Annotated in this window: 12 protein-coding genes; 3 read left to right on the top strand and 9 right to left on the bottom strand. The window is 45.2% G+C overall.

Going from position 1 to position 13,761, the window contains the following annotated elements; translation table 11 throughout:
• The first annotated feature begins 19 nt into the window (after positions 1–19).
• Complete coding sequence (locus tag VXP95_RS03805; protein WP_416711458.1) at positions 20–1,000, top strand: mechanosensitive ion channel family protein; 981 nt, start codon at positions 20–22, stop codon at positions 998–1,000.
• Here VXP95_RS03805 and VXP95_RS03800 read toward each other — a convergent pair.
• The 5 genes from VXP95_RS03800 to prfB form a co-directional block, all read right to left on the bottom strand.
• The gene (locus tag VXP95_RS03800) at positions 974–1,687 is read right to left on the bottom strand and encodes a 16S rRNA (uracil(1498)-N(3))-methyltransferase (protein ID WP_416681432.1); all 714 of its coding nucleotides are present in this window, start codon (positions 1,685–1,687) and stop codon (positions 974–976) included. The genes VXP95_RS03805 and VXP95_RS03800 overlap by 27 nt on opposite strands.
• Before the next feature lie 208 nt (positions 1,688–1,895).
• Positions 1,896–3,176 carry a 3-deoxy-D-manno-octulosonic acid transferase gene (locus tag VXP95_RS03795; protein WP_416711457.1) on the bottom strand — a complete coding sequence of 427 codons (1,281 nt, stop codon included), beginning with the start codon at positions 3,174–3,176 and terminating at the stop codon, positions 1,896–1,898.
• 82 nt (positions 3,177–3,258) lie between these two features.
• Positions 3,259–4,344: an alkene reductase gene (locus tag VXP95_RS03790; RefSeq protein WP_416681436.1), complete on the bottom strand. Its 1,086-nt coding sequence runs from the start codon at positions 4,342–4,344 to the stop codon at positions 3,259–3,261.
• Positions 4,345–4,359: 15 nt separating this feature from the next.
• Positions 4,360–4,659 (bottom strand): ArsR/SmtB family transcription factor, encoded by a 300-nt coding sequence (locus tag VXP95_RS03785; protein WP_064095178.1) that lies wholly within the window; start codon positions 4,657–4,659, stop codon positions 4,360–4,362.
• A gap of 145 nt (positions 4,660–4,804) precedes the next feature.
• A protein-coding gene (prfB, locus tag VXP95_RS03780; RefSeq protein WP_144724157.1) for a peptide chain release factor 2 occupies positions 4,805–5,900 on the bottom strand; the annotation gives its coding sequence in 2 pieces (ribosomal slippage) (positions 4,805–5,827 and positions 5,829–5,900; 1,095 coding nt in all).
• A 501-nt stretch (positions 5,901–6,401) separates the two neighbouring features.
• Between prfB and VXP95_RS03775 the strand changes: the two genes are divergently transcribed.
• Together VXP95_RS03775 and VXP95_RS03770 are read left to right on the top strand one after the other, a co-directional pair.
• Positions 6,402–7,187, top strand: coding sequence for a putative porin (locus VXP95_RS03775; protein WP_064095051.1), 786 nt, complete (start codon positions 6,402–6,404; stop codon positions 7,185–7,187).
• Between the two features lie 176 nt (positions 7,188–7,363).
• Positions 7,364–8,200, top strand: a complete 837-nt coding sequence (locus VXP95_RS03770; protein ID WP_416705707.1) for a putative porin — start codon at positions 7,364–7,366, stop codon at positions 8,198–8,200.
• A gap of 56 nt (positions 8,201–8,256) precedes the next feature.
• Here VXP95_RS03770 and recJ read toward each other — a convergent pair whose 3' ends face one another.
• The 4 genes from recJ to guaB form a co-directional block, all read right to left on the bottom strand.
• On the bottom strand, positions 8,257–9,957 hold the full coding sequence (recJ, locus tag VXP95_RS03765; protein ID WP_144724155.1) for a single-stranded-DNA-specific exonuclease RecJ: 1,701 nt from the start codon (positions 9,955–9,957) through the stop codon (positions 8,257–8,259).
• 2 nt (positions 9,958–9,959) lie between these two features.
• Positions 9,960–10,616, bottom strand: a complete 657-nt coding sequence (pdxH, locus tag VXP95_RS03760; RefSeq protein WP_064095054.1) for a pyridoxamine 5'-phosphate oxidase — start codon at positions 10,614–10,616, stop codon at positions 9,960–9,962.
• 14 nt (positions 10,617–10,630) lie between these two features.
• The gene (glmM, locus tag VXP95_RS03755) at positions 10,631–11,962 is read right to left on the bottom strand and encodes a phosphoglucosamine mutase (protein ID WP_144724154.1); all 1,332 of its coding nucleotides are present in this window, start codon (positions 11,960–11,962) and stop codon (positions 10,631–10,633) included.
• 122 nt (positions 11,963–12,084) lie between these two features.
• Positions 12,085–13,551, bottom strand: a complete 1,467-nt coding sequence (guaB, locus tag VXP95_RS03750; RefSeq protein WP_416711455.1) for an IMP dehydrogenase — start codon at positions 13,549–13,551, stop codon at positions 12,085–12,087.
• Between the last annotated feature and the right edge of the window lie 210 nt (positions 13,552–13,761).

Here is a 13,761-nt window from a genome sequence, read left to right as displayed (position 1 = left end):
TTTAAATGCGGGAAATTTCGTGGCAGAAAAAGAAAATACTTTGAATCAGGTCACTGAAGGCACGACTGAGCTGTTGCACGAGGCAACTGAAAAAACAGCACAGACCGTAATTGAACATACCGCCAAGTATAATGATGCTTATAGTGCCATTGACAAGATCATAGAAGGCTTTTGGGAGCGTGTGCCCTATTTCTGTATTGCCTTGGTGGTGATTTCGATTTTCTGGTTACTCTCCAAAATATTCAAGTTTTTTATTCGCAAGACTTTAGAAAACCGCTCTTATACCCGGCAGAATCTGGTGCTGGTCCTGAACCGTGTAGGCAGTACTTTTATTATATTTTTCGGTGTATTAATCGGGCTGGTGATCGCAATTCCTGGCTTTACTCCAGCTCAGCTGATGAGTGCCCTCGGGATTGGCTCAGTGGCCATCGGTTTCGCCTTCAAGGATATTTTCCAGAACCTGCTTTCCGGCGTACTGATTTTACTGAGTGAACCCTTCAAGATTGGCGATGACATTATCGTGAATGGCATGGAAGGTACAGTTGAAGATATCCAGATTCGCGCGACCTTTTTACGCTCACCAGATGGCCGGCGTATCGTCATTCCCAATGCCACGGTCTACACCAGTGCAGTGACTGTAAATACTGCCTATACCCGTCGCCGCTGTGAATTTTTGGTCGGTATTGGCTATGAAGATGACATCCAGAAAGCCAAGGATATTATTACTGCAATTCTGGATAAGGATCCAACCATCCTGAGTCAACCTGCCTTTAGCGTCAATGTCATTGCACTGGCAGACTTCTCGATTACCTTGAAAGCTTTATGGTGGGTCGACACCACAGATACCGGAACCGGAACTTCGATCAGTGCGGTGCAGGAACGCGTGATTCAGGCGTTTGCAGAACACAGTATTTCAATCCCTTATCCCGTTCAGGAAGTGAAGATCTATCGTGGGGATGGTCATGACGATGCCTCAGCTCGCGCTAAACAGCCGACCTAAAACATAAGGAATTGCCGTCTCGGTACGCAGAATACGGTTGCCAAGGTTCACTGCCTGACAGCCGTTTTTTATGAGCAGATCGATCTCATAGGGAATAAAACCACCTTCTGGGCCAATCACGATACTGCAAGGATGCTGAAGCGCAAATGGCATAGGCTGTTCTGCATAAGGATGAGCCACAAAAGCTGGACAATCCGTACTAATCAAACCCGGCAAGACATCTTCCACAAAAGGTTTAAAGCGTTTATATAGCACTATTTCTGGAGCGATCGTATCCCCTGCCTGCTCCAGGCCCAGTTCAACATAATGATCCAGCTGCTGCAAAAACGGTGTCTGCCAGTAGCTTTTATCTACCCGATAGCTGTGCAGTAAAATGATTTTTTCTACTCCCATCGTGACAGCATCCATGATCAGACGACGCAGGACTTTGGGTCGTGGCAAAGCCACAATTAAGGTCACAGGTAATTTTTCTGGAACAGCTTCCTCTTGAAGCGGTTTTAGTTGTACTGATTTTTCAGAGATTTCAACAATTTCTGTAAGATAACGCTTGCCTTCACGGATACCCACTTTGAGCGTATCACCGACTTGAATGTCCAAATGTGTCTGCAAATGTTCCAATTGACGTTTGGCACTGATCGTCCAAATCTCAGATTGGGTTTGACGGGGATCAAGCAGGACGATGTTCATAAAAAAGAAGACCAAAAAATATGATATATCCCTCTATTGGCTAGAGGGTGGCGACAGGGATGTCGCCTGCAGTGCTGAGGGACAGGACGTCCCTTCAGCGCTGCAAAAGGCTTTTGTTAGGCTGATGACACTTCCTTGTATCACACAGCCTAACGACGGCATCCCTGCCGTCTTGGGAAATCCAATATCTGTTACTTATCAATGTAAATTAAAGATACTGATCAATCACCTGAATATGCTTAGCCAGTGAACCCTGATTTTGCTGCATAATCTTTTCCGCAGCCGTATTCAAACTTTCAGCCTTTTCTGAATTATTTAAAAGCTCCAATAAAGTCGTCGCTGCCTGTTGAGCATTTTCGACCACTTCTACAGCTTGAGCTTCTAAAAACTCATTCACAATGGTCTGGAAGTTAAAATAGTTCTTGCCCAAAATGGTAGGTACATGCAGCGCAATCGGCTCCAGAATATTATGTCCACCACCTGGTTCATTTAAAGAACCACCAACATAACATGCCTGACTCAGAGCATACCAAAGCCACATTTCACCCATAGAGTCGGCCAGATAAACCTGGGTATCTGCTTCAATATGTTGCCCCAAACTACGGCGCCGGATTGTTAAACCTAGTAACTGTGTCGCCTGAAACACCTCATCAAAACGTTCCGGATGACGTGGCACCACAATACAGACCAATTTAGGATCAGCCTCCAAAGCAGCTTTTAAAGCACTCAGAATTTCTTTTTCTTCAGGAGCATGGGTGCTGGCCAGCGTGATCACTTGACGACCTGCTAAAGGCCATTGCTGTTTTAACTGATCTGCCTGCTGGATAAAGTGCTCAGGCGCAGTAATATCGAACTTGATATTGCCCAAAACCTGGGTTTTCCCCGCTGCAATTCCCAGTTCGATATAGCGTTGCCGGGTAGCCGCATCCTGTGCCAAAAGGCCAGTTAAATTTTTCAGCATGCCACGGGTCAGACCTTTGACCTTGGCATAGCCTTTGGCGGATTTTTCAGAAAGTCGGGCATTCAGCAGTAAACAGGGCACCTTAAAATCCGGTGCCTGATCAATCAGATTCGGCCAGAGTTCCGTTTCCATTAACAACAGTAGCTTAGGCTGATATTTCCGATAGAAATCCTGAATCAGTGTTTTCTGGTCAGCAGGCAAATACACGGCCTGGAATAAATCTAAGTAGGGTGGCTTTAAGAACAGCGATTTGGCCCGGGCCTGACCGGTTTTGGTGGTATTGGTGACGAGCACCGGATGACCGAGTTTTAAATAATGCTCAATTAAAGGTTGGGCCGCGTTGGTTTCACCTACCGACACTACATGAAACCAGATGGCATGCAGGTTTTTGGGGGATTGAAATGGACCGAAACGTTCTGTCATTTCTTGTTGTAATTGTTCCGGCTCGGTCGTACGTTTACGAATACGCGATTGATATAAGGGTTTAACCAGCGCCAAGGCTGCGTTGTACCAAAATGGAGTGGCCACTTTGCGCCCCTGTCCAAAGATTCAATGGGCAGAATATAGCAGAGCCACATCAACATGTTAATCAATGTGGCTCAATTTTAGATTATTCTGCGGTGCTTAAAGCTTCTGCTTCAGCCAAGGTTGGATAATCAATATATCCTTCAGCTGCCTGGCTGCCGATCATGTTTTCCAGTTTTAGTTCATTCAATGGTGCATCTTCAAGCAGTCGCTCATACAGATCCGGATTGGCAATATAGGCTTTGCCAAAAGATACTGCATCAGCTTTGCCAGACGCTAACAGTTCAATCGCATCTTCACGGCTCAAGCGCATATTTGCAATGTACGGTACGCCATGTGAGCGCTGTTTCATATACTTGGAAATACTGTCTTCTGCCAGATACTCACGGGTAAAGAAAAATGCGATCTGACGTTTGCCCAGCTGCTCCATGACATAACCGAAGGTTTCACGTGGATCATTATCGCCCATATCATGCTCATCGCCACGTGGTGCCAGATGTACACCCACACGATCAGCACCCCAGACTTCAATCAGTGCATCCATGACTTCTAGCAGGAAACGCGCACGGTTTTCAACTGAACCGCCGTATTCATCTTCACGTTTATTGGTTTTGGTTTGCAGGAACTGGTCAATCAGGTAACCATTGGCTGCATGCAACTCAACGCCATCAAAACCGGCTGCTTTGGCACGAATTGCAGCCTGTTTATACTGCTCGGTAATTGCTTGAATTTCAGCAATTTCTAATGGGCGTGGTAGGACGTATGGACGTTTTGGACGTAACAGACTGACGTGACCAGCCTGTTGTACGCTGCTCGCCGATACTGGTGTTTCACCGTTTAACAAATCTGGGTGCGATACACGGCCGACATGCCAAAGCTGTGCAACAATCAGGCCGCCCTTCTCATGAACCGCTTTTGTCACCTGTTTCCAGCCTTCTACCTGAGCATCGCTAAACAGTCCTGGCGTATTCAGATAGCCATTGGCTTCTTCAGAAATAACAGTTGCTTCAGAGATGATCAGACCTGCACTTGCACGCTGGGCATAGTATTCAGCCATCATTGGCGTTGGCACACGGTCAGCAGTAGCACGACTACGGGTCAGCGGCGCCATAATGACACGGTTTTTGAGTTCTAACGCACCGAGCGTTAAAGGAGAATTTAATTCAGCCATCGTTACTCCCACCGGTTAAAGGTGTTGTTGTAAATGTTCGATAAATTGCTGAATCAAAGCTTCATTGCGGGAAAAATACGACCATTGCCCATGTTTGGTGGCGGTAATTAAACCCGCCTGTTGCAACACGGACAAATGGTTGGACATGGTGGATTGAGAAACTTGTCCTAATTTTTCAATCTGGCCCGCGCAGACACCACGCTGAAAGCCGCCACACTCCTCCACAGACAGATATTGTTCTGGAGATTTCAACCATTCCAGAATCTGCCGACGGGTCGGATTGGCCAAGGCTTTAAAAATTAGATCAAGGTCCATAAGCACATCACAATCAGTGGCGCAACGAAACTTCATTCAGCATCTGCAATCATTATATCGTATTTTTTCGATTTATATATCGATAAATTTAGATATAAAAGTCACAAACTGTTAAAGCATTGTTACGCCAGCTTTAAACGACTTGTTACAAGCCCTGTTTCAGGCTTGCTTCAATAAATTTGTCCAGATCACCGTCCAGTACGGCACCCGTATTGGAATTTTCTACGCCAGTACGCAAATCCTTGATACGTGAATCATCCAGTACATAAGAACGGATCTGGCTACCCCAACCGATATCAGACTTGGAATCTTCCAGCGCCTGGGCAGCTTCATTACGCTTGTTCATTTCCAGCTCATAAAGCTTGGCACGTAACTGTTTCCAGGCATGGTCACGGTTAGCATGTTGTGAACGCTGGTTCTGACAGGCCACCACAATACCGGTCGGAATATGGGTCAAACGCACCGCAGAATCAGTTTTGTTAATGTGCTGACCACCGGCACCTGAGGCACGATAAGTATCGGTACGCACATCTGAAGGATTGATTTCAATTTCGATGTTGTCATCCACTTCAGGTGACACAAACACGGCAGAAAATGAAGTATGACGGCGGTTACCCGAATCAAATGGCGACTTACGCACTAAACGGTGTACGCCAGATTCAGTACGTAACCAGCCATAAGCATACTCGCCTTCTACACGAATCGTGGCAGACTTGATCCCGGCTACATCGCCGTCAGACTCTTCCATCAGTTCAGCTTTAAAGCCATGACGTTCGATCCAGCGCAAGTACATACGCAGCAGCATGGACGCCCAATCCTGTGCTTCCGTACCCCCTGAACCTGCCTGAATTTCCACATAACATGGATTCGGGTCCATCGGATTACTAAACATGCGGCGGAATTCAAGTTTGGCCAGCTCTTCTTCAGCAGCATTCAGCTCAGCCTGCACATCTTCAAGCATGGCTTCTTCATCTGCTTCAACGGCCAGATCAAGCATCGCTTGCGCATCTTCCAGCTGGGTCTCTAACCCGTCCAGTACATTTAATACGTTTTCCAGCTCGCCTTTTTCTTTAGCCATGGCTTGGGCACGACTCTGGTCATTCCAGATGGCTGGATCTTCTAATTCACGCAGGACCTCTTCTAAACGCTCTTTTTTCAGATCGTAGTCAAAGATACCCCCGTAGTGTCTGACCACGTTCGTTTAAATCTTTTAATTGGTTTAGATACGGATTAATTTCCACGTGAATTACTCTCAATCAGAATTAGGCACAAATTATTTAGCCCGCGATTATAGCACAGTCTTTTTTTGCAGTTTGCGCGTCCTCAGTGTTGGCTAAAAGTTCAAATGATTATTTCTTAGGACTTACTTTGTAACACTCAGCACCGCCCTAAAATCCCCTTATTAGTTATTTTTTATTTAATGGTTTCTATTATTTTTTACTGCTATTTATTCAGTTAGTCTCTGAAGACTGTGGATCTTTTTTTCTTTTTTAAAAAGCATACTAAAAAAAATAAAAAGTAGCAATTTCAATACATTCCACAATATCTACACAGTTTTAATAAAACACTACATTATAAATTTACTTTTATTATTCAGTGACTTATTTAGATAAAATTACATAAGATTACGCTATTCACATTGCGGTAACTTTCTTGTGATTGACGATCTTTGGAATTGGTCTACACTTAAAGTTGTAACAAAAAGTGTAATATTTTAACTCACGATTTGAGGGGTATTAACCATGAAAAAATTAGCGATTGCTTCAGCACTACTTTCAGCAATAGCCATGACTGGAACAGCAGCACATGCTTACCAGGCTGAAATTGGTGGATCAGCGGGAGTAATTGATCCGGACAACGGTGGAACCAGCGGTTCTTTCGGTGTTGATGGTACATATTACTTCAATCCAGTTCAAACTCGTAATGCCCCATTAGCAGAAGCGGCATTCCTTGACCGTGCTAGCAATGTAAGCGCTCAATACCAATATGATGAAGTGGGTGATGATGATCGTCATCGTTATGGTGTAGGCGTTGAATACTTTGTACCAAATTCCGATTTTTATTTAAGTGGTAACGTGGGTCGTGATGATATCAAACGCGACAACGGCCGTGATTTTGATGAAACTGTCTATGGCGCCGAAATCGGTTATCTTCCAGCACCAGGCTTATTAATTGCTGCGGGTCTGAAAGGTTATGATAATGACTACGATGATGGCGTAGATCCAACACTTCGCGCTAAATATGTGACTACATTAAGCAATGGTAAAGATATTAACCTGGAAGCAGGTGCAGGATTTGGTGATCTAGATGAATGGAATCTGGCAGCAGACTACTTCATCGATAAAACTCTCAGTGTTGGTGTAGATTATTATAGTAAAGATCATGGTTTTGCAGATACCAATGAATTTGGTATCAGTGCACGTAAGTTCATTAACCAGCAAGTAAGCTTGGAAGGTCGCGTAGGTTTTGGTGAAGTAGGGAATAATGACTACAACAAATTTGGTGTAGCTGCGAAATACCGCTTCTAATTTAAACCACGATACTTTTCATTCAAAAGAAACCCATCCTCGGATGGGTTTTTTTATTGCACTTTTAACAGGCATTTAGGTATTTTTTGCACGTTGACGGATCAAATATAAACCGTACAATTTGTTACAACTGTTAATCAAACAGTTATATTTTTATAACAAAGAGAGAAATCTAAATGCTTAAGAAACTTGCACTTGCTACAGCACTTATTGCTAGCCTAGGAACTGCACATGCTTATCAAGCTGAACTCAATGCTGGATATGAGAACACAGATCTTGATGGTTTTAGTGATGATGTAAATACATTTTCTATAGGTGGAAAATATTATTTAAACGGAGTGCAAGTTAAAAATTCACCTCTTGCTGAAGCAGCTTTTTTAGGTAGAGCAAGTAATATTGGTTTAGCTTATGCTCATGCGAATACTGACGATGAAGGCGCTGAGCTTAAAATTGATACTGTGGGCATCAATGGTGAATTCTTTATTCCAGATTCGCAATTCTACGTTGCTGGTAGCTTAAACCGTGCAGAAGTAACTGTTGAAAATGAATTTGGTAAAGTGTCTGATGACAATACAGGTTACGCTGTTGAAGCTGGTTATTTACCGATTAATGGCCTACTTTTAGCTGTTGGTATTTCAAAAGAAAATATCGATGCGTATCAAGCAGGCAAAAAAGGCTTTATCAATACTTTTAGCTCTGCTTCTGCATTAGCAGATGATACTGCTTTTACTCTACGTGCTAAATATGTAACTCTCATTGGCAACCACTACGCTAACTTTGAAGCGTCAACTGCTTTCGGTGATGAAACAGCATATGATGTAGCTGCTGATCTTTATATTGATCCAACGTTAAGCGTTGGTGTATCTATCAACGATGCAACTTTAGAAGATTTTGATACTGTCTTCTCAGTACGCGCACAAAAATTCTTTACCCCTGCTATTGCAGCTGGCGTAAATTATACGACTACTGACGGTGCTGACTCTTTTGGAATTAACGGTACTTTCCGCTTCTAATCTCTCCTTTGAAAAGAAAAAACCGCTCTAGTGAGCGGTTTTTTATGGCCTATTAGCTACTGTTCTAAATGAATAATCCGCATCTGCAGGCTGACATTGCCGTTAAAGATATTTTTATCCAGCTCATAGACCAACCGGGTATTTTTCATCGGGTCAAAACTATATTTATCCGCTGCATTGAAGGCAATCGCATCCACCACCTGACCATTCTCCAAAGCCACGCGTAATTTCAGATGGACATCTTTGAGCCAGCGATAGTCCATAATTTTAAATACACCCTCAAAAGTCGGCTGGGGAAATTTTTGCCCCCAAGGACTTAAGTTTTGCAACAAGTCGACTGTTTCAATCTGAAAAGCAGAACTTGGCAATTCCCCATCTGTCCATAAAGTTGCAGTGAATAAATCCTCATCCATCTGTGCAACGAGATTTTCAAAAACCTGTTTAAATTCAGAAAAGTACTGTTTTTTTATCGTCAAACCTGCCGCAGCTGCATGTCCACCAAAGTGGCTGACCAGATGCGGATACTGTTCCGCAACCCGTTCAATGCTATCCCGAATGTGAATACCTTCAATCGAGCGTGCCGAACCTTTAATATGAATGCCATCTTCATCAGCAGCGAAGACAATACTTGGACGATGAAACTGCTCTTTCAAACGTCCTGCTACAATCCCGATGACGCCCTGATGCCAATGCTGTTCAAACATGATCAGTGCAGCAGGCAGTTCAGTTGCATCCCACTGAATTTTATCCAGCTCAAGCAGCGCTTCCTGCTTGATTTTTCCTTCCACCTGACGGCGTTCGACATTAAGCTGATTGAGTTGTTCAGCCAGTGGATAGGCCGTGGCCAGATCAGGGGCCAGCAGACATTCGATGCCAATGTCCATGGTTTCCATGCGTCCAGCGGCATTAATCCGCGGGCCCAGCACAAAGCCCAAATCCTGAGCTTTTAGACCAGCTGGGTCACGTTTGGCAATATCAAGTAGCGCACTGATTCCTGCGCGACAGTGTCCTTGCTGAATCCGTTTCAGACCTGCATCGACCAGAATCCGGTTGTTGTAGTCCAGGCTCGCGACATCGGCATAAGTACCGAGCGCCACCAGATCAAGATAGTTAATAATTGAGGTGGTGGATTTTCCCAGTTTTTTACGATGTGTGGACAAATTAGCAAGAACGTAAAAAGCCACCCCGACCCCGGCCAAGGCTTTACTTGGAAAGTTGCAACCCAGCTGATTGGGATTAACTACGGCTTCAGCTTCAGGTGTCGGCTTGGTCGTCAGATGATGATCGGTAATGATCACCTGCATGCCGTGATCCTGCGCCTGTTTTACTCCGTCATGGCTGGAAATGCCGTTGTCCACGGTAATCAGTAAATCAGGAGTAAAATTGACAAAGGCCAGGTCTGCAATTGCAGGTGTCAGTCCATACCCATATTTAAAACGGTCCGGTACCAGATAATCGACCTTTGCCCCCATATCCCGAAGTGCCAGCACCATCAAAGCAGTACTGGTCGCGCCATCAGCATCATAATCACCGACAATCACGATTTTCTGGCCACGATCAATCGCCTGATCAATCAGTTGAATGGCTTCAGGCAATCCTTTCATGGTCGGTGCCAGCAGATGCTTCAGCTTGAGTTCCAGCTCCTGCCCAGATGCCACCCCACGCCGGGCCAGAATCTCGGCTACAAATGCAGGAACACCCGATAAGTTTTCAGGACGGGTTACAAAAGGTCGCTGTTTGATTTCCAGTTTTTGCATGGTTATGGCATTAAACGCTCTAAAGTCCAGCCATCATCGCTTTTACGATAACTCAGACGGTCATGTAAACGGTTGGGACGACCCTGCCAGAATTCATAATAATCTGGCTCGAGACGATAGCCACCCCAGAAGACCGGTTTGTCCAGCTCTTGCTGATTCGCAACCTGATGATGTAAATCCCAGAAACGCTGTTGCAACTCTTCACGGCTACCAATCACCCCGCTTTGCGGCGTACTGACATGTGCGGCAATCTGGCTATCACGTGGACGTTTATGATAGTAATCGGTGGATTCTTCTTCCGAGATTTTCATTACACGACCCGAAATACGAATCTGGCGCTCCTGATCCTGCCAGTAAAACAACAGTTCGGCATACGGATTTTCAGCAAGATCCAGACCCTTCTGACTGTCATAATTGGTATAGAAGTCATAGCCCGCTTCAGTGGCACCACGTAACAGCACAGTACGCACATGCGGACGCCCTTGTGCATTGGCAGTCGCCAGCGACATGGCATAGGGTTCATGCGATTTCGCTTCCAGTGCATGGTTAAACCATTGCAGGAACTGCATATGCGGATTCGGATTGACTTGCTGTTCCTGCAACTCGCCTTTTTCATAATTCAGGCGTAGCTCACTCAGATCCTTGATCAGATCACTCATCATTTATGCTCCCGTTAAGCAGCATTGGCACGTACAGCATCTGCCAAGCTATTTGCAAGTGTGGTAACTTCAGCCAGATCATCACCTTCGACCATCACCCGGATGACTGGTTCTGTGCCTGATTTGCGAATCAACAAACGGCCACGGCCTTTCAGCTGCTGTTCGGCTTTTTCAAATTCAGCTGCCAGTGCCGGCACTGAATAAGGATCAAACATGGCATCTAAACGTACATTGACCAGGACATTTGGTAGCAGTTTAAAGTCAGCTACCAGTTCATGTAGGGCTTTTTTCTGTTCCACCATCACCGTTAAGACCTGCAATGCTGCAATAATTGCATCGCCTGTGGTGCTCTTGTCCAAAGTCAGAATGTGGCCTGAAGGCTCACCACCAATGGTCCAGCCATTTTCTTCCAGACCCTGCAATACATAACGGTCGCCCACTTTGGCACGCAATAAGGGTACTTGCGCTTTTTCTAGCGCTAGTTCCAGTGCCATGTTGCTCATTAAGGTACCCACAATTCCGGCCGGTTTTTTCGAGCTTTGAGTTGCCAAGATATACAGTATATGGTCGCCATCAATCAGTTTACCGTATTGATCCACCAAGACCACACGGTCGGCATCGCCATCAAACGCAACCCCCAGATCCGCTTTATGCTCAAGTACTGCCTGTTGCAAGCTTTCAGGATGGGTTGAACCGCAATTATCATTAATATTTAAACCGGTCGGTTCATCATGAATGGCAATGACCTTGGCACCCAGTTCACGGAACACCGCAGGTCCGACGTTATAGGCCGCGCCATTGGCACAATCCACCACGATAGTTAAATCATTCAGATCCAGGTGATATGGGAACGTCGATTTACAGAATTCAATATAACGGCCGTTGGCATCTTTGACCCGGACACTTTTACCCAGATTCGCAGTATCCTCAATGACCATTTCTTTATCAAGTTCTTGATTAATTTCTTCTTGTATAGCATCTGGCAATTTCTTGCCTTCCGCAGAAAAGAACTTGATCCCATTGTCAAAGTAAGGATTATGTGACGCAGAAATGACGATTCCCAAGCTGGCATGTAGGGCACGAGTCAGATGGGCAATCGCTGGTGTCGGTAATGGACCCAAGAGATGAACATACACACCGGCAGCATTTAAACCTGCCTGCAAGGCCGCTTCCAGAATATAGCCAGACAAACGGGTGTCTTTACCTAAAACCACCAGCGGTTTGGATTTTTTGCTATGACGTTTTAAAACTTTTCCGGCTGCAAATCCCAGTTTCAGGGCAAACTCAGGGGTAATCGGCAATTCGCCAAACTTGCCACGAATACCATCTGTACCAAAATAACTCATCTTTATCTCACTTCTTGTCGGATGATTGATATCACCCATTTTTTCCTTGTGCCACACTTTACACCAAAATAAAAAAGCCGTCATTTGCATGACGGCTTTTTAAATTCTTAAATCACAGGAAATTAACCCACGCGATAGTTCGGTGCTTCTTTGGTAATGGTCACGTCATGAACATGCGATTCCGACATACCAGCAGCCGTGATTTTCACAAACTTGGCATTCTGACGCAGGTCTTGAATAGTTGCAGAACCGGTATAACCCATTGAAGAACGTAAACCGCCCATCATCTGATGTACGATATTACCCATTGGGCCTTTATACGGTACGCGACCTTCAATACCTTCAGGAACCAGCTTCTCGGCACCAGCCTTGGAATCCTGGAAGTAACGGTCAGCAGAACCTGTGGCACCCGCCATCGCGCCCAATGAACCCATACCACGATAAGCTTTGTAGTAGCGGCCCTGGAAAAATTCAACTTCGCCAGGCGCTTCTTCAGTACCTGCCATTAATGAACCGACCATAATGGTGCTCGCACCGGCGCCAATCGCTTTGGCCATATCACCAGAGAAACGAATACCACCATCCGCAATCAATGGAATCTGATCTTTAAGTGCAGAAGCTACGCTATCGATGGCAGAGATTTGCGGCATGCCAATACCAGCTACAATACGTGTGGTACAGATTGAGCCAGGACCGATCCCGACTTTAACGGCATCAGCACCTGCATCCAGTAAAGCCAATGCAGCATCACCTGTGGCGATGTTACCGCCAATCACCTGAACTTGTGGATAGTTGGCTTTCACCCAACGTACACGCTCGATTACACCCGCAGAATGGCCATGTGCAGTATCGACTACAATCACATCCACACCTGCATCAACCAGGGCTTCTACGCGACTTGGCGTTTCTGCACCGGTACCGACAGCAGCACCAACACGTAGACGACCCAGATCATCTTTACAACTGTTTGGATACAATTCAGCTTTACGGAAATCAGTTACCGTAATCAGGCCTTTCAGCTCTTGCTGATCATTGACCACCAGTACTTTTTCAATACGGTGCTGTTGTAATAAAGCTTGAATGTTTTCTTTCGATTCGCCTTCACGAACCGTCACCAGACGATCCTGACCAGTCATGATATTGCTGACTGGCTGCTCAAGATTGGTTTCAAAGCGTGTATCACGACCGGTCACGATACCCACCACTTTGCCGTCTTTCACAACGGGCACACCACTGATATTGTTGGCTTGAGTCAGCGCAATCAGTTCACGTACTGTGGTTTCAGGAGTCACTGTAATCGGGTCTTTGACCATACCCGCTTCGAATTTTTTCACACGGCGCACTTCTGCAGCCTGAACAGCGATATCCATGTTCTTGTGCAAAATACCGATACCACCATTTTGCGCCATTGCAATTGCCATACGGGACTCAGTCACCGTATCCATTGCTGCGGACACAAGAGGAATATTCAGGTTAATGCCACGAGTTAAACGTGTCTTTAGGGAGACATCTTTTGGAAGAACAGTAGAATAGGCAGGGAGTAATAGGACATCATCGAAGGTTAACGCGTCTTGAACGATGGTCAACATAACAGTCTCACTGGTAATTTCCGTGCACTATTATAAACAAATATCGGCTTAAATTTCATTGCAATTGCAAAATTATTTTTTCTTCAAGCGTTGTACCAGCAGAGCGATTTGTGTTCTGGGGCAGTCCCTTATGCTTAATAATCAAGTTTCCTAACTTAATATATACCCTGATCCTTCAAGACTACTGTAAAAAGCAGAGCCTAAGCTCTG

The sequence above is a fragment of the Acinetobacter sp. 226 genome (assembly GCF_048147925.1).
Lineage (GTDB): Bacteria > Pseudomonadota > Gammaproteobacteria > Pseudomonadales > Moraxellaceae > Acinetobacter > Acinetobacter pecorum.
Note: the sequence above shows the minus strand (reverse complement) of the source record. Positions and strands in the feature narration are given on the sequence as shown.